The sequence below is a fragment of the Sodalis sp. RH15 genome (assembly GCF_047324255.1).
In the GTDB taxonomy this organism is placed as follows: domain Bacteria; phylum Pseudomonadota; class Gammaproteobacteria; order Enterobacterales; family Enterobacteriaceae; genus Acerihabitans; species Acerihabitans ligni.
Genome location: NZ_CP178738.1, coordinates 1836192 through 1860170, shown reverse-complemented (window position 1 = coordinate 1860170; position 23979 = coordinate 1836192). Strand labels below are relative to the sequence as shown.

Annotated in this window: 21 protein-coding genes and 6 tRNA genes; 25 read left to right on the top strand and 2 right to left on the bottom strand. The window is 56.6% G+C overall.

Translation table 11 applies throughout. The features are described 5' to 3' along the window. Nucleotides 1-9 precede the first annotated feature (9 nt). The 10 genes from nagA (at nucleotide 10) to ACL2XO_RS08680 (ending at nucleotide 6488) form a co-directional block, all read left to right on the top strand. Nucleotides 10-1155 (top strand): N-acetylglucosamine-6-phosphate deacetylase, encoded by a 1146-nt coding sequence (gene nagA, locus ACL2XO_RS08725; protein ID WP_132922818.1) that lies wholly within the window; start codon nucleotides 10-12, stop codon nucleotides 1153-1155. Nucleotides 1156-1176: 21 nt separating this feature from the next. Further along, a complete protein-coding gene (gene nagC / locus ACL2XO_RS08720) occupies nucleotides 1177-2400 on the top strand; it encodes a DNA-binding transcriptional regulator NagC (protein ID WP_132922819.1) in 1224 nt (407 codons plus the stop codon). Nucleotides 2401-2627: 227 nt separating this feature from the next. Continuing rightward, a complete protein-coding gene (gene asnB, locus ACL2XO_RS08715; protein WP_413742553.1) occupies nucleotides 2628-4289 on the top strand; it encodes an asparagine synthase B in 1662 nt (553 codons plus the stop codon). A 537-nt stretch (nucleotides 4290-4826) separates the two neighbouring features. After that, nucleotides 4827-4903, top strand: a tRNA-Met gene (locus ACL2XO_RS08710). Between the two features lie 6 nt (nucleotides 4904-4909). After that, nucleotides 4910-4994 (top strand) — tRNA-Leu (locus tag ACL2XO_RS08705). A gap of 20 nt (nucleotides 4995-5014) precedes the next feature. Further along, nucleotides 5015-5089 (top strand) — tRNA-Gln (locus ACL2XO_RS08700). A gap of 51 nt (nucleotides 5090-5140) precedes the next feature. Continuing rightward, nucleotides 5141-5215, top strand: a tRNA-Gln gene (locus ACL2XO_RS08695). A 50-nt stretch (nucleotides 5216-5265) separates the two neighbouring features. After that, nucleotides 5266-5342 (top strand) — tRNA-Met (locus ACL2XO_RS08690). 6 nt (nucleotides 5343-5348) lie between these two features. Further along, nucleotides 5349-5422, top strand: a tRNA-Gln gene (locus tag ACL2XO_RS08685). A gap of 493 nt (nucleotides 5423-5915) precedes the next feature. Beyond that, a complete protein-coding gene (locus ACL2XO_RS08680) occupies nucleotides 5916-6488 on the top strand; it encodes a PH domain-containing protein (RefSeq protein ID WP_413723698.1) in 573 nt (190 codons plus the stop codon). A 36-nt stretch (nucleotides 6489-6524) separates the two neighbouring features. Here ACL2XO_RS08680 and ubiF read toward each other — a convergent pair whose 3' ends face one another. Next, complete coding sequence (gene ubiF / locus ACL2XO_RS08675; protein ID WP_413742552.1) at nucleotides 6525-7703, bottom strand: 3-demethoxyubiquinol 3-hydroxylase; 1179 nt, start codon at nucleotides 7701-7703, stop codon at nucleotides 6525-6527. 170 nt (nucleotides 7704-7873) lie between these two features. Here ubiF and miaB point away from each other — a divergent pair, with 170 nt between their 5' ends. From miaB to ACL2XO_RS08625, 10 genes are all read left to right on the top strand, one after another. Next, entirely contained in the window at nucleotides 7874-9298 is a 1425-nt protein-coding gene (gene miaB / locus ACL2XO_RS08670) for a tRNA (N6-isopentenyl adenosine(37)-C2)-methylthiotransferase MiaB (protein WP_132922823.1), read from the top strand. A gap of 234 nt (nucleotides 9299-9532) precedes the next feature. Next, entirely contained in the window at nucleotides 9533-10612 is a 1080-nt protein-coding gene (locus ACL2XO_RS08665; RefSeq protein ID WP_413723696.1) for a PhoH family protein, read from the top strand. Then, nucleotides 10612-11088 carry an rRNA maturation RNase YbeY gene (ybeY, locus tag ACL2XO_RS08660; RefSeq protein WP_132922825.1) on the top strand — a complete coding sequence of 159 codons (477 nt, stop codon included), beginning with the start codon at nucleotides 10612-10614 and terminating at the stop codon, nucleotides 11086-11088. The genes ACL2XO_RS08665 and ybeY overlap by 1 nt, the downstream gene beginning before the upstream one ends. 29 nt (nucleotides 11089-11117) lie before the next feature. Continuing rightward, nucleotides 11118-11996, top strand: a complete 879-nt coding sequence (corC, locus tag ACL2XO_RS08655; protein ID WP_132922826.1) for a CNNM family magnesium/cobalt transport protein CorC — start codon at nucleotides 11118-11120, stop codon at nucleotides 11994-11996. A 7-nt stretch (nucleotides 11997-12003) separates the two neighbouring features. Beyond that, the gene (gene lnt / locus ACL2XO_RS08650; protein WP_413742551.1) at nucleotides 12004-13542 is read left to right on the top strand and encodes an apolipoprotein N-acyltransferase; all 1539 of its coding nucleotides are present in this window, start codon (nucleotides 12004-12006) and stop codon (nucleotides 13540-13542) included. A 111-nt stretch (nucleotides 13543-13653) separates the two neighbouring features. Next, nucleotides 13654-14238, top strand: coding sequence for an MSMEG_1061 family FMN-dependent PPOX-type flavoprotein (locus tag ACL2XO_RS08645; protein WP_132922828.1), 585 nt, complete (start codon nucleotides 13654-13656; stop codon nucleotides 14236-14238). Between the two features lie 354 nt (nucleotides 14239-14592). After that, the gene (locus tag ACL2XO_RS08640) at nucleotides 14593-15489 is read left to right on the top strand and encodes an amino acid ABC transporter substrate-binding protein (protein WP_413723692.1); all 897 of its coding nucleotides are present in this window, start codon (nucleotides 14593-14595) and stop codon (nucleotides 15487-15489) included. A 151-nt stretch (nucleotides 15490-15640) separates the two neighbouring features. After that, nucleotides 15641-16381, top strand: coding sequence for an amino acid ABC transporter permease (locus ACL2XO_RS08635; protein WP_132922830.1), 741 nt, complete (start codon nucleotides 15641-15643; stop codon nucleotides 16379-16381). Next, nucleotides 16381-17055, top strand: a complete 675-nt coding sequence (gene gltK / locus ACL2XO_RS08630) for a glutamate/aspartate ABC transporter permease GltK (RefSeq protein WP_132927841.1) — start codon at nucleotides 16381-16383, stop codon at nucleotides 17053-17055. Before ACL2XO_RS08635 ends, gltK begins: the two co-directional genes overlap by 1 nt. Further along, nucleotides 17055-17780 (top strand): amino acid ABC transporter ATP-binding protein, encoded by a 726-nt coding sequence (locus ACL2XO_RS08625; protein WP_203522328.1) that lies wholly within the window; start codon nucleotides 17055-17057, stop codon nucleotides 17778-17780. The genes gltK and ACL2XO_RS08625 overlap by 1 nt, the downstream gene beginning before the upstream one ends. A 75-nt stretch (nucleotides 17781-17855) precedes the next feature. Here the strand turns inward: ACL2XO_RS08625 and ACL2XO_RS08620 are convergent, their stop codons facing one another. Beyond that, on the bottom strand, nucleotides 17856-18332 hold the full coding sequence (locus tag ACL2XO_RS08620; RefSeq protein WP_132927842.1) for a zinc ribbon-containing protein: 477 nt from the start codon (nucleotides 18330-18332) through the stop codon (nucleotides 17856-17858). 290 nt (nucleotides 18333-18622) lie between these two features. Here ACL2XO_RS08620 and leuS point away from each other — a divergent pair, with 290 nt between their 5' ends. The 5 genes from leuS to rsfS all read left to right on the top strand — a co-directional run bounded on the left by leuS (nucleotide 18623) and on the right by rsfS (nucleotide 23978). Further along, complete coding sequence (gene leuS, locus ACL2XO_RS08615; protein ID WP_203522331.1) at nucleotides 18623-21205, top strand: leucine--tRNA ligase; 2583 nt, start codon at nucleotides 18623-18625, stop codon at nucleotides 21203-21205. Between the two features lie 14 nt (nucleotides 21206-21219). Further along, entirely contained in the window at nucleotides 21220-21810 is a 591-nt protein-coding gene (gene lptE / locus ACL2XO_RS08610) for an LPS assembly lipoprotein LptE (RefSeq protein WP_132922835.1), read from the top strand. Next, entirely contained in the window at nucleotides 21807-22838 is a 1032-nt protein-coding gene (holA, locus tag ACL2XO_RS08605; protein WP_413742550.1) for a DNA polymerase III subunit delta, read from the top strand. The genes lptE and holA overlap by 4 nt, the downstream gene beginning before the upstream one ends. Continuing rightward, nucleotides 22831-23508 (top strand): nicotinate-nucleotide adenylyltransferase, encoded by a 678-nt coding sequence (gene nadD / locus ACL2XO_RS08600; RefSeq protein WP_243701447.1) that lies wholly within the window; start codon nucleotides 22831-22833, stop codon nucleotides 23506-23508. Before holA ends, nadD begins: the two co-directional genes overlap by 8 nt. Nucleotides 23509-23660: 152 nt before the next feature. Further along, a complete protein-coding gene (gene rsfS / locus ACL2XO_RS08595) occupies nucleotides 23661-23978 on the top strand; it encodes a ribosome silencing factor (protein WP_132922837.1) in 318 nt (105 codons plus the stop codon). Nucleotide 23979 lies beyond the last annotated feature (1 nt).

Below are 23979 nucleotides of genomic sequence, written 5' to 3'. Positions count from 1 at the left end.
GAGCGAACGATGTACGCATTAATCAATGGCCGGATTTTTACCGGCTATCAAGTACTTGACGACTATGCGCTAATCATAGACGACGCCTTGATCAGCGCAGTTTGTCCGACGGCTTCGTTGCCGGCCGATATAGAACGCCGTGATTTGTCCGGAGCCCTCCTGGCGCCGGGTTTTATCGATCTGCAGCTTAATGGCTGCGGCGGAGTGCAATTCAACGACTCCCTCGACGCTTTATCGGTTGGTACGCTGGAAATTATGCAGCGCGCCAATGAGAAATCGGGCTGTACCAGCTTCCTGCCGACGCTTATCACCAGCACTGACGAATTCATGCACCGCGCCATTGACGTGATGCGCGCTTTTTTAGCCCAACATAAAAACCAGGCGCTGGGTCTGCACCTGGAAGGGCCTTATTTGAATCCCATCAAAAAAGGCACGCACGATCCGGCGCTGATGCGGACCCCCGACGCGGCGATGATTGACTATCTGTGCGCCAATGCCGACGTTATCGCCCAGATCACCCTGGCGCCGGAACAGGTGGATGCCGGCGTTATCCGCCGCCTGCGGCAGGCGGGCATCGTGGTCTCCGCCGGACATTCAAACGCCACCTATGAACAGGCGAAAGCGGGTTTTGCCGCCGGCGTCGGCTCCGCCACCCACCTGTTTAATGCCATGCCCCAACTGGTGGGCCGTGAACCGGGCCTTATCGGGGCCATCTTCGATGCGCCGGAAATTTACTGCGGCATCATCGTCGACGGTCTGCACGTCAATTACGCCAACGTGCGCAACGCTAAACGCATCAAGGGTGAAAAGCTGGTGCTGATTACCGATGCCACCGCGCCGGCCGGAGCCGACGGCAAGATTGACCGGTTTATTTTCGCCGGCAAAACAATCTACTACCGCGACGGCCTGTGCCTGGATGAAAACGGCACGCTGAGCGGTTCGGCTCTCACGATGATTGACGCGGTACGCAATAGCGTCGAGTATGTCGGTATTCCGTTGGATGAAGCGTTGCGTATGGCAACCTTATACCCCGCGCAGGCTCTGGGTATAAGCGATCGTCTGGGTACGCTGCAGGTGGGTAAAGCGGCTAACCTTACCGCCTTTACCCGCGATTACCGGATAATCAAAACCATCGTGAATGGCGATGAAGTTTAACGATGAGCGAGTAGAGCACTGATGACCCCAGGCGGACAGGCCCCGATAGGTAATGTTGATCTTGTAAAACAACTTAATGGCGCGGCGGTCTACCGCCTGATAGACCAATCAGGTCCGATTTCGCGCATTCAGATAGCGGAACAGAGTCAGCTGGCGCCGGCCAGCATCACCAAGATCACCCGCCAGCTGCTGGAACGCGGCCTGATCCGCGAAGTGGATCAACAGGCCTCCACCGGCGGCCGCCGGGCAATCTCCATCGTTGCCGAAACCCGCGCCTTTCAGGCCATCGGCATTCGCCTGGGCCGTCACGACACGACCATCACCCTGTATGATCTCACCGGCAAATCCCTGTGCGAAGAGTATGTGCCGCTGCCTGAGCGGACCCAGCAGGCGCTGGAAGAGGCGCTGTTTACCGCCATCGGCCGTTTTCTGGAACAAAGCCAGCGCAAGATCCGCGAGCTCATCGCCATTTCGGTGATTCTGCCGGGCCTGGTGGATCCCTATTCCGGCGTGGTGCGCTATATGCCGCATATCACCGTCAATCAGTGGCCGCTGGTGGAAAATTTACAAAAGCGGTTCCATTTAACCGCTTTTGTCGGCCACGACATCCGCAGTTTGGCGCTGGCGGAGCACTATTTTGGTGCATCCCGCGACTGCGATGACTCCATTTTGGTTCGTTTGCACCGCGGCACCGGTGCGGGCATCCTGGTGAATGGCCAGATTTTTCTCGGCAGTAACGGCAACGTGGGGGAAATCGGTCATATCCAGGTAGACCCGCTTGGAGAGCGGTGCCACTGCGGCAACTTTGGCTGTCTGGAAACCATTGCCGCCAACGGCGCCATCGAACAACGGGTACGGCATTTGCTCAACCAGGGCTACCCGAGCAAGCTCACTCTAGACAATTGCCAGATTGACGCCATTTGCAAAGCCGCCAACCGTGGCGACCCTTTGGCATGCGAGGTCATCGAGCAGGTGGGACATCATCTTGGCAAGGTGATCGCCATCGCCATCAACCTGTTCAATCCGCAAAAAGTGGTGCTGGCCGGTGAAATTACCGAAGCGCATAAAGTCCTGCTGCCGGCGGTGCAGCGCTGCATTGATAACCAGACTCTCAGCGGTTTCCGGCAAAATCTGCCGGTGGTGATTTCCGCGCTGAACCACGGCTCGGCCATCGGCGCCTTTGCCCTGGTGAAACGGGCCATGCTCAACGGCGTACTGCTGCAACGCTTGCTGGAAGGCAACTAAATGTCGGAAAAGACGAATGAGCCGTTTTATTCATTAACGATTGGTTAAATCCCGGGGCCGCCGGGCCCTTTTTAATAGTGAATCCTCATTATTTAGCCATTAAAATTATTTAATCTTCAACAGCAAGGCTTTTTTCATTGCCAGATCTTGAATAGTTGGGGCATTTTGATGCTAAATCGATGTTATCGAGACGGCTTACACGACTCTAAAAGAAGCAAGGAAAAATTATGTGTTCAATCTTTGGTGCCCTGGATCTGAAATCCGATCCCACGGAACTGCGCAAAACAGCGCTGGAAATGTCGCGCCTGATGCGCCATCGCGGCCCGGACTGGTCCGGCGTCTTCGCCAGCGACAAAGCGATTCTCGCCCATGAACGGCTCTCCATCGTTGACGTCAATACCGGCGCACAACCGCTGTACAATGCCGCCCACACCCATGTGCTGGCGGTAAACGGCGAGATCTACAATCACCAGGCCCTCCGTCAGGAACTGGGGGACCGCTACGCATTCCAGACCGGCTCGGATTGTGAAGTGATACTGGCGCTGTATCAGGAAAAGGGACCGGCATTTCTTGATGATTTGCGCGGTATGTTCGCCTTTATCCTTTATGATACCGAAAAAGACGCTTACCTCATCGGCCGCGACCATATGGGCATAATCCCCCTTTATATGGGCTTCGATGAAAACGGCACCCTGTTCGTGGCCTCGGAAATGAAGGCGCTGGTGCCTATCTGCCGCAGCATCAAAGAGTTCCCCCCGGGAAGTTACCTGTGGAGCCAGGATGGCGAAATTCGCGAATACTACAGCCGCGATTGGTTCTCCTATGACAGCGTCAAAGACAACGTCACTGATAAAGCCGCCCTGCGCGACGCCCTTGAGGAATCGGTCAAAAGCCATCTGATGTCCGATGTGCCTTACGGTGTGCTGCTGTCCGGCGGCCTGGATTCCTCCATTATTTCCGCCATTACCAAAAAATATGCCGCCCGCCGCGTGGAAGACCAGGCGCGCACCGAAGCCTGGTGGCCACAGCTGCACTCCTTTGCCGTCGGCCTGGAAGGCTCCCCGGATTTACGCGCCGCCAAAGAGGTGGCCACCCATCTGGGCACCGTGCATCATGAAATCCATTTTACGGTGCAGGAAGGACTGGATGCCATCCGCGATGTGATTTATCACATCGAGACCTATGATGTCACCACGATCCGCGCCTCCACCCCCATGTATCTGATGTCCCGTAAAATCAAGGCCATGGGTATCAAGATGGTATTGTCGGGGGAAGGCGCCGACGAGGTGTTCGGCGGGTATCTCTATTTCCATAAGGCGCCGAACGCCAAAGAGTTCCACGAGGAGCTGGTGCGCAAACTGCAGGCGCTGCATATGTACGACTGCGCCCGGGCCAACAAGGCCATGTCCGCGTGGGGCGTGGAAGCCCGCGTTCCTTTCCTGGACAAGAACTTCCTGGATGTGGCCATGCGGATCAATCCGCAGGATAAGATGTGCGGCCACGGCAAAATCGAGAAACACGTGCTGCGCGAATGCTTTGCGTCTTACCTGCCGGAGAGTATTGCCTGGCGCCAGAAGGAGCAATTTTCCGACGGCGTGGGGTATAGCTGGATTGATACCCTCAAGGAAGTGGCCGCCGCGCAAATCACCGATCAGCAATTGGCCAATGCGCATTTCCGTTTTCCCTATAACACTCCCACCTCCAAAGAGGCCTATTTCTACCGCGAAATCTTTGAAGAGCTGTTCCCGTTACCCAGCGCCGCCGAGTGTGTTCCCGGCGGTCCGTCGGTGGCTTGCTCGTCGGCTAAGGCCATCGAATGGGACGAGTCCTTCAAAAACATGGACGATCCGTCGGGACGCGCCGTAGGCGTGCATCAGTCGGCTTATTAGAGTAAAGACCGCACCCGCGATCGCCGGGGGTGCAACAAGCGTGTTAAAGGGAAACCGTGCTGAAGGGGTCGAATCGGGCATGGTTTTCCTGCCCGACCGAGCGCCCCTCAGCGCGGTAAGCCCGCTATCGCCGGGGGTGCGACAAGCGTGTTAAAGGGAAACCGTGCTGAAGGGGTCGAATCGGGCATGGTTTTCCTGCCCGACCGAGCGCCCCTCAGCGCGGTAAGCCCGCGATCGCCGGGGGTGCGACAAGCGTGTTAAAGGGAAACCGTGCTGAAGGGGTTAAGCAGGCGTGGCCTTCCCGCCTGCCCAGACTTGTTGCAGCGCCGTTAGTAGCATCTCCGGGCCGGTTCGGCCCGGTTTTTTTGCGTCTAAAAGTGCTAAAATCCCCCCTTATGCGGTTTTTATCATCAGGTTGGTCATAAGCCGGACAAACAGCATGCGCAAAGGCCGATTCCCAAAAAAAGGTGTTGACTGAATTTCTGCAACTACGCATAATGCGCCCCGCAACGCCGAATGATGGTCACGCGGAAGGAAGGCTACGTAGCTCAGCTGGTTAGAGCACAGCACTCATAATGCTGGGGTCACAGGTTCGATTCCCGTCGTAGCCACCATACTTTGCGGGAGTGGCGAAATTGGTAGACGCACCAGATTTAGGTTCTGGCGCCGCAAGGTGTGCGAGTTCAAGTCTCGCCTCCCGCACCATATTTCGGTTACGCGCCGGATGGGGTATAGCCAAGCGGTAAGGCAGCGGGTTTTGATCCCGCCACGCCCAGGTTCGAATCCTGGTACCCCAGCCAATAGCTTCGTTCAGTTATGCGAGGCAAGAATTATTGTGGTTGCGGTTGCTTTGGGATATAGCCAAGCGGTAAGGCAGCGGGTTTTGATCCCGCCACCCCCAGGTTCGAATCCTGGTATCCCAGCCAAAATAAATTGGCAAAAAGTATTGTAAGCCACGAATATTTAAGTATAATTTGGCTACGTAGCTCAGCTGGTTAGAGCACAGCACTCATAATGCTGGGGTCACAGGTTCGATTCCCGTCGTAGCCACCACATTTTTGGGGTATCGCCAAGCGGTAAGGCAGCGGATTCTGATTCCGCCACCCCAGGTTCGAATCCTGGTACCCCAGCCATACAAGACTGCGTTTGCAGTCAAACGGTCAAGCTGACAACAGCGGGCTGTTTAGAACGGAGCGAATGTCGTTGACATCGCTCCGTTTTTTTTATCTCAAGCAAATACCGTCAGAGAAAACGGCGGTCCTGCCCGGCGGCTGGCTGGCGTGTCCCCCTGCTCTCCCCATAAATACGCGGCCGCGCCGCCGTCAATATATTGTTCCTTAAACCCTAATCCCCGCCATAATCCTCTGCCTATTTCCCCTAGGACGCGTTAATGGGGCAAAGATACCGATCCGTCGGTCCGTTCATCGTTGCGTAATGAACTCTTGGTTGGTTTTTATACTCTGAGAAAAAGGAGAGGCAGCATCGACGGCCTCGTTTGTTCATTTCCACCACTAAAGCAGCGCAAGTAAATCCAGATCAAGGTTTTAAACGCGGCTTCTCGTGCAAACTGCCCCGCATCCAGGATGGATAGAGATGAAATTGTAAATTATTGATTGAGAATCAACGATGATTAACTATAAAACCGCAACGCTTGAAGAATTAAAAATCGAATTCAAACGCCTATCCAAGCAGGCCGGCGATATGCCCCTTGGCACCCGCAAAGAATTTTACCATCTGCCCGCCATCCTGGAAGATGACGAAACCCCCTTGGCCGTTGCTGCCGGCCTGATGGGCGGCAACACCTGGCTCATCACCCTGACCGATCGGCGGGTGATTTTCCTGGATAAGGGCATGGTATTCGGCCTTAAACAGGTGAACGTCAGTTTGGCGGATATCGTATCGGTGAGCAGCAGGACCCGGATGATGACCGGCAGCATTATCCTGAACACCACCGGCCAAGTCTATACCATCGAGAATGTGATGAAAGGCGCGGTGATCCCCTTCACCAACCTGGTGAACAGCGCCTGTGAACGGCTGAACACATCCGTCGCCGGACCGGCGGCAACGCGGGAGTATCCCCTTGACCCGGCGCCGATGGAGATGATAATCCAGCTGGAAAAACTGGCTTCGTTGAAAGAACGGGGCATTTTGAGCGACGAAGAGTTCAGCACCCAAAAAGCCCGCATACTGGCAATGTGATCCGGCGGGGAGCGATCCCGACGCCACAAGCACACCCTATAATCCGAGGGCGTATTTCAGCGCCCGCGTTTTCAGCGCCCCTGCCCGCTGGGCCAACATCAGGCCGAGATTGCGCGCCAATTTCACTGGCGGCAGGTTATTGCTGAAGGCGGTATAGAACAGATCCATCCCGCTTTGCATCAACAGGTTATCGGCGTAGCGACGGTGCTGGTAGCGCTTGAGAATCCGCAGTTCGTCCCAGGGCTCGCCATGGTCGCGGGCGCCGGCTACCACGTCCGCCAATGCCGCCACATCCCTGAATCCCAGATTAACCCCCTGTCCCGCCAGGGGATTGATGGTATGGGCCGCATCGCCGATAAGGGCCAGGCCGGGATTGACATAGCGGCGGGCATGGCTGCGCACCAGAGGGAATGCGCCGGCGGCATGCACTTTGACCGCCCCCAGACGCCGGGGGAAAACCCGCAGCACTTCCCGCTCCAGCGCCGGCAGCGATAATGCCTGCAGCTGTTTGATACGCGCCGCGCTGTCATACCACACCAAGGCGGCCCACTGGTTATAGAGCGGTAAAAAGGCCCGGGGGCCGTCGGGAGAGAACTCCTGCCAGGTGGTGTCCTGCTGGCCGTAGGGACAGGCCACGGTTATCAACAGGCAAGATTGACGATATTGCCAGCCGCTCACGCCGATGCCCGCCTGCCGGCGAACCCGCGATTGCGCGCCGTCGGCGCCAATCAGCAGCCGGGTGGTGACCGTCTCGCCGTTATCCAGCGCCAGACGCCAGTTGCCGCCGTCATAGCTCATGGCCGTCAGGCTGGCGGGACACAGCAACCGCAAGCTATCACAGGCCTCGAACGCCTGCCACAATCCCCGCTGCACACGGTAATTCTCCACCATGAATCCCAGTTCGGGCAAGCGCAGCGCCGCCGCGTCAAAGGTCACCCGGGATGCGTCCCACTCCCAGGTTTCCAGGCGGCGATAAGGGACCCGATACTCTTCGCCGATACGTTCCCAGGCCCCCAGGCGGCGCAACAGTTCAACCGAGGCGCAACTGATGGCGGAAACCCGCAAATCCGGCGGGGCATCGGGCAGCGGCGCCACGGGAGGAGCGTGGTCCAGCACCAGCACGCTGAAGCCGGCCTGCGCCAGCGCCAGCGCCGCCGCCGCGCCCACCATGCCGCCCCCCGCCACCACCACATCATAGGATGAATTGTCTGCCATGTCGGTTACACTTAAATCGCTGATAAGGATTTGCATAGTGTAACGCAATTTTTCATTATCCCGGACAACCTCATGCTCGGCAGGCTGGTCACAATCAGGCCAACGTATTACAATACGCGCCCAGCATAAGCCTTTATGCTTTTTACCTGCACTGAGTAAACGGCAAGCCGATGACGAAAAAACTGCATATCAAAACCTGGGGCTGTCAGATGAACGAATACGATTCATCCAAGATGGCCGACTTACTGGACAGCACCCATGGCTACCAGTTGACGGATAACCCCGAGGAAGCGGATGTATTGCTGCTCAATACCTGCTCCATTCGCGAAAAAGCCCAGGAAAAGGTATTCCATCAGCTGGGGCGCTGGCGGGAGCTGAAAAAAGCCAATCCGGATTTGATTATCGGCGTCGGCGGCTGCGTCGCGTCGCAGGAAGGCGCCCATATCCGCGAACGCGCCCATTATGTGGACATTATTTTCGGGCCGCAGACCCTGCACCGGCTGCCGGAGATGATCAATCACGTCCGCGGCACCCGCAGCCCGGTGGTGGACATCAGCTTCCCGGAAATCGAAAAATTCGACCGCCTGCCGGAACCGCGCGCCGACGGCCCCACCGCCTTTGTCTCCATTATGGAAGGCTGCAACAAATATTGCAGCTTCTGCGTGGTGCCCTATACCCGCGGCGAGGAAGTCAGCCGCCCCTGCGACGACATCCTGTTCGAAATAGCGCAGCTGGCGGCGCAGGGCGTGCGGGAAGTCAACCTGCTGGGCCAGAACGTCAACGCCTACCGCGGCGCCAGCTACGACGGCGATATTTGCACCTTCGCCGAGCTGCTGCGCTTGGTGGCGGCCATAGACGGCATCGATAGGGTTCGGTTCACCACCAGCCATCCCATCGAATTCACTGACGATATCATCGAAGTCTATCTGGATACCCCTGAACTGGTGAGCTTTGTGCATCTGCCGGTGCAAAGCGGTTCGGATCGTATTTTGACCATGATGAAACGCGCCCATACCGCCTTGGAATACAAATCGATTATCCGGAAATTGCGCAAGGCACGTCCCGGCATTCAGATAAGCTCCGATTTCATCATCGGCTTCCCCGGTGAAACCCAGGCCGATTTCGAACAGACCATGCAGCTTATCGCCGATGTGAATTTCGATATGAGCTACAGCTTCATCTACTCCGCCCGTCCCGGCACCCCGGCCGCCGATATGGTGGACGACGTCAGCGAGGACGAGAAGAAACAGCGGCTTTACCTGCTGCAGGAACGCATCAGCCAGCAGGCTATGCAGTACAGCCGCCGGATGAAGGGCACGGTGCAGCGCATCCTGGTGGAAGGCACCTCCCGCAAGAGCCTGATGGAACTTTCAGGCCGCACCGAAAATAACCGCGTGGTGAACTTCGAAGGCCGGCCGGATATGATAGGCAAGTTTGTGGATGTGGAAATCGTCGATATTTACCCGAACTCGCTGCGCGGCGTTGTGGTGCGCACCGAGGAGCAAATGGGCCTTCGGGTCAGTGAAAGCCCGGCGTCGGTCATTGCCCGCACCCGCAAAGAGAACGATATCGGCGTGGGTATCTACCAGCCGTGATTCCTCCCCGATCCACCGGGGGGCGGGCGGTTTACCGCCGCCCTTCCCCCCAGGCATACCCATCGGTTGCTTTTTACGATTCGTGCCCCCATATCATCTTGAAGGCTTGCGCCCGTGGCGCCGACGGGTGTTTACTTCTCTTATTAAATATACATCCCGTGGCGTTATCGTTGCCGGCCGGCCTCGATACCCCTAAAACTCTATAACATGGTCTTTACGGCCAAGAGGAAAAGTTTGAACGTTGACACTAAAGAAATCGTGCTGGAGCCTGCGGATAACAACCGCTTGATGAGCCTCTGCGGGCCGTTTGATGACAATATAAAACATCTTGAACGCCGGTTGGGCATTGAAATCAATCGTCGTGACAACGTCTTTAAACTCGTGGGCACGCCGCTTAGCGTTGACGCGGCGGCCAGCATCCTGCGAACGCTCTATGTGGATACCGCGCCGGTACGCGGCCTTATCGCCGATATCGAGCCCGAAAAAATCCATCTGGCTATCAAGGAAAGCCGGGTTCTGGAACAAACCGCCGAAAGCGTGCCGGATTATGGCAAAGCGGTGAACATCCAGACCAAACGGGGGGTCATCAAGCCCCGGACGCCGAACCAGGCGCAATATATCGCCCATATTCTCGATCATGATATTACCTTCGGCGTCGGCCCGGCCGGTACCGGCAAAACCTATCTGGCGGTGGCGGCGGCGGTGGATGCCCTGGAGCGCCAGGAGGTACGCCGTATCATGCTGACCCGCCCGGCGGTGGAAGCGGGAGAAAAACTGGGGTTCCTCCCCGGCGATCTTGCCCAGAAGGTAGACCCTTACCTGCGTCCGCTGTATGACGCGCTGTTTGAAATGCTCGGTTTCGAACGGGTGGAAAAGCTCATCGAACGCAACGTTATTGAAGTCGCCCCGCTGGCCTATATGCGCGGACGGACCCTCAACGATGCGTTTATCATTCTGGATGAGAGCCAGAACACCACCATTGAACAAATGAAAATGTTCCTGACGCGGATCGGGTTCAATTCCAAGGCGGTGATTACCGGCGACATCACGCAAATCGACCTGCCGCGCAACGCCAAATCCGGGCTGCGCCACGCCATCGATGTGCTGGCGGGGGTCGAGGAAATCAGTTTCAACTTTTTCCATAGCGAAGACGTAGTGCGCCATCCGGTGGTGGCCCGCATCGTCGTGGCCTATGAGGAATGGGAAAACGCCGAACAAAAACGTAAAGACGCTCTGGCGGAGCTGCGCAAGCGCGAAGCCCAGAACCACTACAACGGCCATGGGACGTTCGGCGATAACGAGGGACAAGCCTGATGAGCGACGTTATTCTTGATTTACAGCCGGCCTGCGAAGACGTCGCGGGTTTGCCCGATGAAACGGCCTTTACCCGCTGGCTTACGGCGGTGCTGCCGCGTTTTCGCCAGCAGGCCGAAGTGACCGTCCGGCTGGTGGATGAAGCGGAAAGCCACGAACTCAACCTGACCTACCGCGGCATGGATAAGCCCACCAATGTCTTGTCGTTCCCCTTTGAAGCTCCGCCGCAAGTTGAACTGCCGCTGCTGGGGGATCTGGTGATATGCCGCCAGGTGGTGGAGCGTGAAGCGCTGGAACAAAATGTTCCCTTGGAGGCCCATTGGGCGCATATGGTTGTTCACGGCTGCCTTCATCTGCTAGGGTATGATCATATCCTCGACGAGGAAGCTGAGGAAATGGAAGCGCTGGAAGCCGAAATCCTGCAATCCATGGGTTATCCGGACCCTTATCGTGCGGAAAAAGACGTTAACCCCTAACCCACTACGAGTGAAATTAACTAAACGCCATGAGCGACGACCATTCGCAAAGCAATGACAGCCCCAGTCCCAAGAAAGGCTTTTTTACCCTTATCCTTAATCAACTGTTCCATGGTGAACCCAAAAATCGTAATGATTTGCTGGAGCTTATCCGCGACTCGGAACAAAACGAACTGATAGATCCCGATACCCGCGATATGCTGGAAGGCGTAATGGACATCGCCGAACAGCGCGTCAGGGATATCATGATTCCCCGATCCCAGATTGTCACTCTGAAAAACAACCAGTCGCTGGAAGAGTGCCTCGATGTCATTATCGAATCCGCCCACTCTCGCTTTCCGGTCATCAGCGAGGATAAGGATCATATCGAGGGGATTCTGATGGCCAAGGATCTGCTGCCTTTTATGCTCAGCGATTCCCAGCCTTTCAGCATGGATAAAGTATTGCGTCCCGCGGTGGTGGTGCCGGAAAGCAAGCGGGTCGATCGCATGCTCAAGGAGTTTCGATCCCAGCGCTATCACATGGCCATCGTCATCGATGAGTTCGGCGGCGTATCAGGCTTGGTAACCATTGAGGATATCCTGGAGCTGATAGTCGGCGAGATCGAAGATGAATATGACGATGAGGAAGATCGGGATATCCGCCAGCTTAACCGCCATACCTTTACCATTCGCGCCCTGACCCCCATTGAAGATTTCAACGACGCGTTCGGCACCCATTTCAGCGACGAGGAAGTGGATACCATCGGCGGTCTGGTGATGCAGGCGTTCGGCCATTTGCCGGCCCGCGGCGAAACCATTGAAATTGACAACTACGTGTTCAAGGTCGCCATGGCCGACAGTAGACGAATCATCCAGGTTCATGTCAAAATCCCCGACGATTCACCGCAACCCATAATGGAAGAATAATTTTTACATGGTTATCGCCGAGCGATTTGAACGCCAGTGGCTGCGCATGCTGCTGGCGCTGTTAACAGGTGCCTGCGGCACGCTGGCTTTTTCACCCTATGATTTCTGGCCGGCTGCGCTCTTGTCATTGGCCGGCCTGTTGGCGGTCGGTTTAAACCGCACGCCCCGCCAGGCCGCCTGGCTGGGATTTATCTGGGGATTCGGCCTGTTCGGCAGCGGCATGAACTGGATTTATGTCAGCATCGCCCAGTTCGGCGGCCTGCCCGGGCCGGTCAATGTCGGTCTGGTGGTAATATTGGCGGCCTATCTGGCGCTTTACCCGATGCTGTTCAGCGGCCTGCTGGCGCGCATCTGGCCGGCCACGTCCCTGTGGCGGCTGACGCTGGGCGCGCCGGTGCTTTGGCAGATTACTGAATTCCTGCGCGGCTGGGTGCTGACAGGCCTACCCTGGCTGCAGTTCGGCTATACGCAAATCGACGGCCCCCTCAAGGGCCTTGCGCCGCTGTTCGGCGTCGAGTCCCTGACGTTCGTGCTGATGGCCGTCAGCGGGCTGCTGGTGGCCGCCCTGGCGCTGCGCGGCCCATTGGCGGCGGTCTGCGGACTGGCGCTGCTGCTGCTGCCCTGGCCGCTGAGCACCCTGCGCTGGTACACCGCCGACGATGCGCGATCGATTAACGTGGCCATGGTTCAGGGGAATATCGCTCAATCCCTGAAATGGGACGCCGATCAGGTACGGCCGACGCTGGATATTTATCTGAACCATAGCCGCCCGGTTCTGGGAAAGGCGCAAATCATCATCTGGCCCGAATCGGCAATACCGGATGACGAAGTGGATCAGAACCGGTTCCTGCTGACGCTGGATGGGCTGCTGCGGGACGAGCACAGCAGCCTTATCACCGGCATTATCGATTCGCGTCCGTCGCCGGCGGGCTATCAGTATTACAACAGCATCGTGGTGCTGGGGGAAAATACCCCTTACCATTACCCGAGCCCGAATCGTTACTCTAAGCACCACCTGGTGCCGTTTGGCGAATTTGTGCCGTTTGAAAAGCTGCTGCGTCCGCTGGCGCCGCTCTTCAATCTGCCGATGTCGTCTTTCAGCCGCGGCAATTATATTCAGCCGCAGCTCAGCGTGGCCGGCATGAAGCTGACGGCGGCCATTTGCTACGAAATCGTCCTCGGCTCCCAGGTAAGGGATAACTTCCGCCCCGACACCGATTTCCTGCTCACCATCTCCAATGACGCCTGGTTCGGCCACTCCATCGGGCCGTGGCAGCATTTCCAGATGGCGCGGATGCGCTCTCTGGAGCTGGGCCGTCCGCTGCTGCGCAGCACCAATAACGGCATAACGGCGGTGATTGGCGCCGACGGCAAAATCGACGCGCAGTTGCCTCAGTTTACCCGCGACGTACTCAGCGCCAGGGTAACTCCCACCACCGGCATGACCCCTTACGCCCGTTTCGGCGATTGGCCGCTGTGGATAGCCACCCTGCTGCTGGGCTTTGCCGCGCTGGTATTCGGCCGCCGCCGGCAACCACGGTTCTGATAGAGCAAACAGCGGGCGACCCAGCCCGCTTTCATGCCATTGTTAATCATTCTCATTACTGCTATCTTTTCGACAGCAACGCCTCCCTTTATTTTCAGCAAAGAGAAAGCCATGACGCCCGATCCCCGTTATCTGATAACCGATGCCGCTCAGCTTCGCGAGCACTATGCGCAGCCCGCCAAAGGGGTAATCCTCAAGCAAATCAATCATATTGATGACTATGGCCGCCGCCTGATCGCCCTGTCGCCCTTTATGGTTCTCGGTACCCTCGGCGCCCATGGCATCGATTGCTCGCCCAAAGGCGGCGAACCCGGTTTCGTTCAGGTAGAGGATGACAAGACGCTGCTTTTGCCCGACCGCGCCGGCAATAATCGCCTTGACGGCTTGAACAACCTCCTGCAAAACCCCTACGTGGGCATGTTGTTCCTCATTCCCGGCTGGCAGGAGACGTTCCGGGTCAACGGCCGGGCACGCATCTCCGTCGATCCGGCGCTGTGCCGGCGCTTCCCGCTGAACGGGCATCCGGCAAAAAGCATCCTTTGCATCGACGTTGAGGAAGCCTTTATCCATTGCGGCCGCGCCGTCAGTTTTGCCGACCTCTGGAACCCGGAAAAGCATCCCGACCCGGCGCGGATCCCCAAGCCCATGGACATTTTCAAAGCTCACGTGGCGTTATCGTCCCTTGACGCCAACTAAACATAATAAGCATGTAATTAATGACCTTGGCATAGATATTGCTCCATAATCATGCGATGGTCGTTAAAATCTGTTTTTTGTTGAGGGAATTCCGCCCGAAATGCGCCGCCATGGTGCATTTTATGCACTTTTATCGTGCGAATCCGCCCCTTACGCCGTATTTTGGTGCGCTTAATCTCACAAAACTCAAACTTTTTGATTTCAAAGAATTTACAATCGACTATTTTTAATAAAGTTCCTTTTAATAAGGCTTCGTTTGATTTTACGCGCTAAGCATTAGGCGCTTAACGTGATACTCATGATTACGGGCTGCTTATTCCACCAGCACCGTAATGACAGCAAAGGAGTTGGAAGATGCAAATGCGCAAAGTGGCTTTATCATTATTGATATTAGGTATGGCGGGGAGCATGGCCCACGCTGAAGACCTGACCGGCACACTGAAAAAAATCAAAGACAGCGGCGTGGTGGTAGTGGGTCATCGCGAATCCTCGGTACCCTTTTCTTATTACGACAATCAGCAAAAGGTCGTGGGCTACTCCCAGAACTATTCCGATGCCATCGTGGATGCCATTAAGAAAAAAATCGATGCGCCCAATCTCCAGGTGAAATACCTGCCTATCAGCTCGCAAAACCGTATTCCGTTGCTGCAAAACGGCACCTATGATTTTGAATGCGGCTCGACCACCAATAACCTGGAACGCCAGAAACAGGTGGATTTTTCCGATACACTGTTTGTCATCGGCACCCGAATTGCGGTTAAAAAAGGCAGCGGTATCAAGGACTTTTCTGATTTAGCCGGTAAAACCGTCGTGGTGACCGCCGGCACTACGTCCGAAGTGCTGATCAATAAACTGAACGACGAAAAGCATATGAACATGCGCATCATCGCCACCAAAGATCACGGCGACTCGTTCCGTACGCTGGAGACCGGTCGCGCGGTGGCCTTTATGCTGGATGATGCCCTGCTGGCCGGCGAACGCGCCAAATCCAAAAACCCGTCACAATGGGATATCGTCGGCACCCCGCAATCAAAAGAAGCCTATGGCTGTATGCTGCGTAAAGACGATCCTCAGTTCAAGAAGCTGATGGACGACACCATTGTCTCCATCCAGACCTCCGGCCAGGCGGCAAAATGGTATGACACCTGGTTTAAACAGCCCATTCCGCCGAAGAATCTGAATATGAATTTCGAGATGTCCGATGACGTCAAGCAGCTCTTTAAAACCCCTAACGATAAAGCCGTAAACTAATAACGACTATAAGGACGGGCGACTCCCCGTCCTCTCGATTGCTTGAGGTCCCGGACAGACAGACATGCCGCGGACGTTCCCCGCGGTATGGACATGGTGGTCTTCATCAATCTTCAGGGTAGCGATGCTACCCTTTTTTCCCGGAGTTTTTATGTCTATAAATTGGGACTGGGGCATTTTTTTTGAGGCAGCTCCATTTGGCAACACCACGTATCTCGGCTGGTTATGGTCGGGATTTAAAATGACCGTCGCGGTCTCTTTTTGCGCCTGGATTATCGCGCTGCTGGTGGGATCGCTGTTCGGCATCCTGCGCACCGTGCCAAACCGTTTCCTTTCCGCCTTGGGCACCTGTTATGTGGAGCTTTTTCGCAATGTGCCCCTGATCGTGCAATTTTTTATCTGGTATCTGGTGGTGCCGGAATTATTGCCGGCGAATATCGGCATGTGGTTCAAATCAGAGCTCAATCCGAATATACAATTTTTCGTCTCGTCAATGGTTTGCCTGGGACTGTTTACCGCCGCCCGCATTTGCGAGCAGGTGCGCTCCGGCATCCAGTCCCTGCCGTCGGGCCAGCGGGCCGCCGGGCTGGCCATGGGACTGACCCTGAGCCAGACCTACCGCTATGTGTTGCTGCCCAGCGCCTATCGGGTCATCCTGCCGCCCATGACGTCGGAAATGCTGAATCTGGTAAAAAACTCCTCGGTGGCCTCCACCATCGGCCTGGTGGAAATGGCGGCGCAGGCCGGCAAACTGCTGGATTATTCCGCCCATGCCTATGAATCCTTCACCGCCATTACGGTGGGCTATCTGATCATTAACGCGGTTATTATGTTTGCCATGTATCTCCTTGAGAAAAAAGTGCGTTTGCCCGGCCATATAGGAGGTAAATGATGTATCAATTTGACTGGAGTTCCGTTGTTCCCAGTTTGCCCTATATGCTGCAGGGTATGGCGATAACGCTGAAGATCACCGTTACCGCGGTTGTGGTCGGCATTGTCTGGGGCACCATCCTGGCGGTCATGCGCCTGTCGCCGTTCAAGCCCATAAGCTGGCTGGCTAAAATTTACGTTAACCTGTTCCGTTCCGTGCCCTTGCTGATGGTGCTGCTGTGGTTTTACCTGGTGGTGCCCAGCTTCCTGCAAAGAGTCATGGGACTGTCGCCGAAAACCGATATCCGGCTGATTTCGGCCATGGTGGCGTTTTCCCTGTTTGAAGCCGCCTATTATTCCGAAATTATCCGCGCCGGCATCATCAGCGTCGCCCGCGGACAGGGCTCCGCCGCGCTGGCGCTGGGCATGACCCATTGGCAATCGATGCAGTTGGTGATACTGCCCCAGGCGTTCCGGGCCATGGTGCCGCTGCTGCTGACTCAGGGTATCGTGCTGTTCCAGGATACCTCGCTGGTTTACGTGTTAAGCCTGGCGGACTTTTTTCGCACCGCGACGTCGGTGGGCGAGCGCGACGGCACCCAGGTGGAAATGATACTGTTTGCCGGGGCGGTTTATTTTGTCATCAGCCTGAGCGCTTCTCTGCTGGTGAATTATCTGAAGAAAAGGACGGTTTGATGATTTCCCTGAAAAATATTTCAAAATGGTATGGTCACTTTCAGGTTCTGACCGACTGTTCAACCGAAGTGCAAACCGGCGAGGTCGTGGTGGTTTGCGGTCCTTCGGGTTCGGGCAAATCCACCTTGATTAAAACCGTCAACGGCCTCGAGCCCATCCAGCAGGGAAAAATCCAGGTCAATGATATCGTGGTGAATGACCGCCATACCAATCTGGCGCAATTACGCGCCAAAGTGGGCATGGTATTCCAGCATTTTGAGCTGTTTCCCCATCTCTCCATTATCGAAAACCTGACCTTGGCGCAAATAAAAGTGCTCAAGCGCAATAAAGACGCCGCGCGGGAAAAAGGGCTGAAATTGCTGGAGCGCGTCGGCCTGTCCGTACAGGCCGATAAATATCCCGGCCAGCTGTCCGGCGGCCAGCAACAGCGGGTGGCCATTGCCCGCGCGCTATGCATGGACCCGGTGGCGATGCTGTTTGATGAACCGACCTCGGCGCTGGATCCGGAGATGATAAACGAAGTGCTGGATGTCATGGTGGAGCTGGCCCACGATGGCATGACCATGATGGTGGTCACCCATGAAATGGGCTTCGCGCGCAAAGTGGCCAACCGGGTGATTTTCATGGATGAAGGCCGGATAGTGGAAGACACGCATAAAGAGGCGTTCTTCCAGCATCCGCAAACCGATCGCGCCCGGGATTTCCTGGCGAAAATCCTTCACTGATCTCAGGCGGCCAGGGACGGCAGCCTTGAAAACCCAGACGTCGACGCGCCAAGGGAAATCGCTTCGCATGGACCTCTAGAACGGCCGCCGCTGAAACTGATCAAAACCGCACTCCGGACACAGCGGCAGCACTTCCGGCGTGTAAACCGGCAGGGTGTGATGGCACCGCTCGCACACCAGATTGCCCAGCCCCACTACCTCGCCGCTGGTATAGACGCCGTGATGTGATACATCCTTAAAGATTTCCTGCCACTCAAGCTGGGTCTTATCGGTGATATCCGCCAGCTCCTGCCACAGGCTCTCTTTTATTACCCGGGTAAAAACGCTATCGGTGTTTTCCGCGCGGCTTTCATCATAGCTGCGGGCAAACTCTTCCAGGTCGCGGCGAACCGCCCGGGTCAGACTGTCCACTTCGGCGGGGGTCAGATCCCCCGCGGCGATCAGCCGCCGGTGACCATCCGCCACCAAGGCATCGATATCCCGTTCGCCCTGCTCCAGTTGGTGACTAAGGGAGGCCAGTAATTCCCGGTAATATAGCGCAACGTTATCCATCATTAGCTCCTCGTCTCAGCCAATCCGGTCTGTCATGCTCCGCTGGCCGAACCGGAATAGGTATTGTGCCGATAATTCTAGCTCATGGCGGCAAACTCATCCGGCATAAAGCCGGCGGCAGGGAAATATTTTGCTCCAATGACACCTATTGTGGCAGAAATACGCCTCTGGGCTGCGGCGGGTGTTGTTGCCACTGTTGCTTATCAGCTATGCTATGCGGATCTTTGGTTAAGAACGTCCGATAAAAAATACGGGCGTAGCTGTATTTCACTATAGGACCACTGGCTGCCATGCAAGAGCAATATCGCCCGGAAGAAATCGAACCCCACGTCCAGCGTCACTGGCATGATCACAACACCTTCAAAGTCACAGAGGATAGCAGCAAGCAAAAATACTATTGCCTGTCCATGCTGCCCTATCCTTCCGGCCGCCTGCATATGGGCCATGTGCGCAATTACACCATCGGGGACGTCATTTCTCGCTATCAGCGCATGCTGGGCAAAAACGTGCTTCAACCCATCGGCTGGGATGCTTTCGGTCTGCCGGCGGAAGGCGCGGCGGTGAAAAACAATACCGCGCCGGCGCCCTGGACCTATGCCAATATCGATTACATGAAAACCCAGCTTAAACTACTGGGATTCGGTTATGACTGGGACCGCGAGGTCACTACCTGCCGTCCGGAATATTATCGTTGGGAACAGTGGTTTTTCGCCCGGCTGTATGAAAAAGGGCTGGTCTATAAAAAGACCTCCGCGGTGAACTGGTGCCCCCACGACCAGACGGTACTGGCCAACGAACAGGTTATCGACGGCTGTTGCTGGCGCTGCGATACCAAGGTGGAACGCAAAGAGATTCCGCAATGGTTCGTAAAAATCACCGCTTACGCGGACCAGCTGCTGTATGACCTGGACAAGCTGGAGAGCTGGCCTGAGCAGGTGAAAACCATGCAGCGCAACTGGATCGGCCGCTCCGAGGGGGTTGAAATCCGTTTTGACGTCGAGGACGGCGGCGAAAAGCTGTCGGTGTATACCACCCGTCCCGATACGTTCATGGGTGTTACCTATGTCGCCATCGCCGCCGGCCACCCGCTGTCGCTGCAGGCCGCCGCCGCCAATCCGGCCCTGGCGGATTTTATCGCCGAATGCCGTAATACCAAGGTGGCGGAAGCCGACATGGCCACCATGGAGAAAAAAGGCATGGAAACCGGCCTGTTCGCCATTCATCCGTTAAACGGCGAACGGGTACCTATTTGGGTCGCCAATTTCGTGCTGATGGACTACGGTACGGGGGCGGTGATGGCGGTGCCGGGCCATGACCAGCGCGACTGGGAATTCGCCACCAAATACGGGCTGTCCATCAAACCGGTGATCCTGGCGGCGGACGGCAGCGAACCGGATCTCGTGGCGCAGGCCATGACGGAAAAAGGCGTGCTGTTCAACTCCGGCGAATTCGACGGCCTTGATTACGCCGCCGCGTTCAATGCCATCGCCGATAAGCTGGTGGCGCTGGGCGTTGGCGAGCGCAAGGTGAATTATCGCCTGCGGGATTGGGGCGTCTCCCGGCAGCGCTATTGGGGCGCGCCGATTCCGATGGTCACATTGGAAGACGGCACGGTCATCCCGACGCCGGACGATCAATTGCCGGTACTGCTGCCGGAAGATGTGATCATGGACGGCATCACCAGCCCGATAAAGGCCGACCCGCAGTGGGCGAAAACCACCGTGAACGGCAGGCCGGCATTACGTGAAACCGATACCTTCGACACCTTTATGGAGTCATCCTGGTATTATGCCCGCTATACCTGCCCGCACTTTGACACCGGTATGCTGGACCCCGCCGCCGCCAATTACTGGCTGCCGGTGGATCAGTATATAGGAGGCATCGAACATGCCATCATGCATTTGATGTACTTCCGCTTCTACCATAAATTGCTGCGCGACGCCGGGCTGGTGAATTCCGATGAACCCGCCAAGCGCCTGTTGTGCCAGGGCATGGTGCTGGCGGATGCGTTTTATTATACCGGCGCCGGCGGCGAACGCGTCTGGGTCTCGCCGGTGGATGTGACGGTGGATCGGGATGAAAAAGGCCGTATCGTCAAAGCCGTCGACCCTGAGGGCCGCGAGCTGGTTTATGCCGGCATGAGCAAGATGTCCAAATCGAAAAACAACGGCATCGATCCGCAGGTCATGGTGGAAAAATACGGCGCCGATACCGTTCGCCTGTTCATGATGTTCGCCTCGCCGGCGGAAATGACGCTGGAGTGGCAGGAGTCCGGCGTTGAAGGCGCCAACCGTTTTCTCAAACGCGTATGGAAACTGGTTTATGATCATGCGGCGGCGGGGCCCGCGGAGCCGTTGGACGTGAGCGCCCTTACCGACCTGCAAAAAGAGCTGCGCCGCGATCTGCATAAGACCATTGCCAAGGTGACCGATGATATCGGCCGGCGTCAAACCTTCAACACCGCCATCGCCGCCATTATGGAACTGATGAACAAGCTGGCGCGGTTACCGCAGGACAGCGGACAGGATCGCGCGCTGCTGCGGGAAGCGCTGCTGACGGTGGTGCGCATGCTTTATCCCTTTACCCCCCACACCAGTTTCGTCCTGTGGCGGGAACTGGGGGGCGAAGGGGATATCGACAACGCGCCCTGGCCGGTTGCCGATGACAGCGCCATGGTGGAAGATGCCAAACTGGTGGTGATTCAGGTCAATGGTAAACTGCGCGGCAGAATTACCGTGCCCGCCGATGCCGACGAGGCATTGGTACGTGAACGCGCCGCCCAGGAACATCTGGTGGCAAAATATCTTGAAGGGGTCCAGGTACGTAAAGTCATTTATGTACCGGGCAAATTGCTTAACCTGGTTGTAGGTTAAGACAAGGAGGCTTTGTGCGACATCGGATGAAGGCATTATTGCTGGGGTTTGCGGTGCTGGTCACCGCGGGCTGCGGTTATCATTTGCGCGGGACGGGGGCTCATACCATGGTCCCCAATGATTTGAAGACATTAACCCTGAACAGTTACGATCCCTATGGTCCGCTGACGCGGGCGGTGCGATCGGAACTACGGCTTAATGACATGAAGATAGTCAACGACTCCGTGGCCAAAAGCCGGCTGTTGCCTTCATTACGCATAACCGGCGCCAGCGAAAGCCAGGAGACGGTGTCGGTATTCCAGGACGGTAAAACCGCCGAATACCAATTGGTGCTGGATGTGCAGGCAACGGTGCTGACGCCGGGCAAAGATCTCTTCCCCATCAGTATCAGGGTGTTCCGCTCGTTCTTCGACAACCCCCTGACCGCCCTGGCTAAGGATAATGAAAGCGATATTATCCGGCAGGAGATGCGTGAACAGGCGGCACAGCAGCTGGTGCGCAGGCTTTTGGCGGTTCATGCCGCCGAGGAGGCCAGCAAGGAGCAGGCCGATAAACAGGCGAGCATCACCCTGCAAAAAGCCTTGGCGGCGCAGGAAGCGCAATGATCAAGCTTTACCCCGAGCAGCTCGGCGCGCAGTTGCAGGAATCGCTGCGCGCCTGTTATTTGCTGTTCGGGAACGATCCGCTGCTGCTGCAGGAAAGCCACGATGCGATACGCCGCCAGGCGGAATCCCAAGGCTTTTGCGAACATCTTAGCTTTACCCTGGATGCGTCCGTGGACTGGGACGAGATTTTCAGCCTTTGCCAGGCAATGAGCCTGTTCGCCAGCCGGCAGACCTTATTGCTGATACTGCCGGACAACGGGGCCAACGCAGCCTTGGGCGAAAAACTGGCGCAATTGTCCACGCTGCTCCATCCGGATCTGTTATTGATGCTGCGGGGGACCAAATTAACCCGCGCCCAGGAAAACAGCGGCTGGTACAAGGCGCTCGCCCGGGATGGGGTCTATGTGGCCTGCATGACGCCTGAGCAGGGCCAGCTGCCCCGCTGGACTGCCTTGCGGGCCAAGGCGATGCAGCTCAACCTGGACGACGCCGCGAATCAATTGCTCTGTTACTGCTATGAAGGCAACCTGATGGCATTGTCCCAGGCCCTGGAACGCCTTTCGCTGATTTATCCCGACGGCAGCCTGACGTTGCCGCGGGTGGAAACCGCGGTTAACGACGCGGCGCACTTCACGCCGTTCCACTGGGTGGACGCCATGCTGGCGGCGAAAAGCAAACGGGCCGGGCATATACTCAGGCAGCTGCGGCAGGAAGCCTGTGAACCGGTGATTTTATTACGCAGCCTGCAGCGAGAGGTGATGTTGTTACTGACAATTCAACGGCAAATGCACCAGTCGCCATTGCGCTCCTTGCTTGATCAGCACAAGGTCTGGCAGACCCGGCGGCCGCTGCTGACGGCGGCTTTGCAGCGGCTGTCGCCACGCCGGCTGCATCAGGCGGTGTCGCTTATGACCGCCATTGAGATAACACTCAAGCAGGATTATGGCTATCCGGTCTGGTCCGATCTGGAAACCCTCTCGCTGCTGCTATGCGGTAAAATCACCGCCGGAACGCCGATCAATGTCTGAAACCGTCACCCAGCCCTTGACCGCCCCGCCCTTGACGGCAATGTTCGGCGGCACGTTCGACCCGATACATTACGGCCATATCAAACCGGTTATCGCCCTGGCGAAACTGGTGGGGCTTAAACGCGTTACCCTATTGCCGAACAATGTCCCGCCCCACCGTCCGCAGCCGGAGGCCAGCGCCCAGCAGCGGCTGGCCATGGTGCAAATGGCACTGGCGGATATCGGCGGCTCATTGTTCGATATCGACGACCGTGAACTGCGGCGCGATAACCCCTCCTGGACCGTGGACACCTTCGAAACATTGCGCCGGGAGCGAGGCCGCACCGCGCCGCTGGGGTTTATCATCGGGCAGGATTCCCTGCTGACCCTGCCTCAATGGCACCGGGGACTTGAATTATTGGATAAGTGTCACCTGTTGGTTTGCGCCCGCCCGGGTTATGGGGCTAAAATGTCCACACCGGCATTGCAGTCCTGGCTTGAGGCGCGCCTGACCACCGATGTCGGTCAATTGCAAACGAAACCCGCCGGGCTTATCTATTTGGCGCCCACCCCGCAATTGTCAATTTCAGCCTCGTTAATCCGGGAACGGCGCCACGAGGGCCTGCGTTGCGATGATATGCTGACGCCGTCGGTTCAGCGATATATTGACGAACAGGGCTTATATCTCTAGTGTGCCGCCCGTGTTATACTGCGCGGCTTATTTCGCGGTTAAGCACCAGCCGATCCCAGTCAGTAATCGGGCAGGAATCAACCCATTGAATTGCGATGTCCTACATGTGTTCCACAGGGCAGCGGATGCGAAGCACACCGAAGGGGGAACCTTTGCAAGGTAACACGCTCAAAGATTTCGTCATTGATAAAATTGATGATTTGAAAGGCCAGGATATTATTTCCCTGGACGTACGGGGTAAATCCAGCATCACGGACTGCATGGTGATCTGTACCGGCACCTCAAGCCGCCATGTGATGTCCATCGCCGATCACGTAGTACAGGAGTCCCGCACCGCGGGCCTGATGCCGTTAGGGGTAGAGGGCGAAAAAATCGCCGACTGGATCGTGGTGGATCTGGGGGATGTCATCGTGCATGTGATGCAGGCGGAAAGTCGTCAGCTTTATGAATTGGAAAAACTCTGGAGCTGAT

Coding starts and splice junctions, on each gene's coding strand:
- ACL2XO_RS08620 (WP_132927842.1), bottom strand. CDS start 18,332: ATGGATAACGTTGCGCTATATTACCGGGAATTACTGGCCTCCCTTAGT.
- ACL2XO_RS08635 (WP_132922830.1), top strand. CDS start 15,641: ATGTCTATAAATTGGGACTGGGGCATTTTTTTTGAGGCAGCTCCATTT.
- gltK (WP_132927841.1), top strand. CDS start 16,381: ATGTATCAATTTGACTGGAGTTCCGTTGTTCCCAGTTTGCCCTATATG.
- nagC (WP_132922819.1), top strand. CDS start 1,177: ATGACCCCAGGCGGACAGGCCCCGATAGGTAATGTTGATCTTGTAAAA.
- ybeY (WP_132922825.1), top strand. CDS start 10,612: ATGAGCGACGTTATTCTTGATTTACAGCCGGCCTGCGAAGACGTCGCG.
- lnt (WP_413742551.1), top strand. CDS start 12,004: ATGGTTATCGCCGAGCGATTTGAACGCCAGTGGCTGCGCATGCTGCTG.
- ACL2XO_RS08640 (WP_413723692.1), top strand. CDS start 14,593: ATGCAAATGCGCAAAGTGGCTTTATCATTATTGATATTAGGTATGGCG.
- ACL2XO_RS08680 (WP_413723698.1), top strand. CDS start 5,916: ATGATTAACTATAAAACCGCAACGCTTGAAGAATTAAAAATCGAATTC.
- ACL2XO_RS08625 (WP_203522328.1), top strand. CDS start 17,055: ATGATTTCCCTGAAAAATATTTCAAAATGGTATGGTCACTTTCAGGTT.
- holA (WP_413742550.1), top strand. CDS start 21,807: ATGATCAAGCTTTACCCCGAGCAGCTCGGCGCGCAGTTGCAGGAATCG.
- nagA (WP_132922818.1), top strand. CDS start 10: ATGTACGCATTAATCAATGGCCGGATTTTTACCGGCTATCAAGTACTT.
- asnB (WP_413742553.1), top strand. CDS start 2,628: ATGTGTTCAATCTTTGGTGCCCTGGATCTGAAATCCGATCCCACGGAA.
- corC (WP_132922826.1), top strand. CDS start 11,118: ATGAGCGACGACCATTCGCAAAGCAATGACAGCCCCAGTCCCAAGAAA.
- miaB (WP_132922823.1), top strand. CDS start 7,874: ATGACGAAAAAACTGCATATCAAAACCTGGGGCTGTCAGATGAACGAA.
- leuS (WP_203522331.1), top strand. CDS start 18,623: ATGCAAGAGCAATATCGCCCGGAAGAAATCGAACCCCACGTCCAGCGT.
- ubiF (WP_413742552.1), bottom strand. CDS start 7,703: ATGGCAGACAATTCATCCTATGATGTGGTGGTGGCGGGGGGCGGCATG.
- ACL2XO_RS08645 (WP_132922828.1), top strand. CDS start 13,654: ATGACGCCCGATCCCCGTTATCTGATAACCGATGCCGCTCAGCTTCGC.
- nadD (WP_243701447.1), top strand. CDS start 22,831: ATGTCTGAAACCGTCACCCAGCCCTTGACCGCCCCGCCCTTGACGGCA.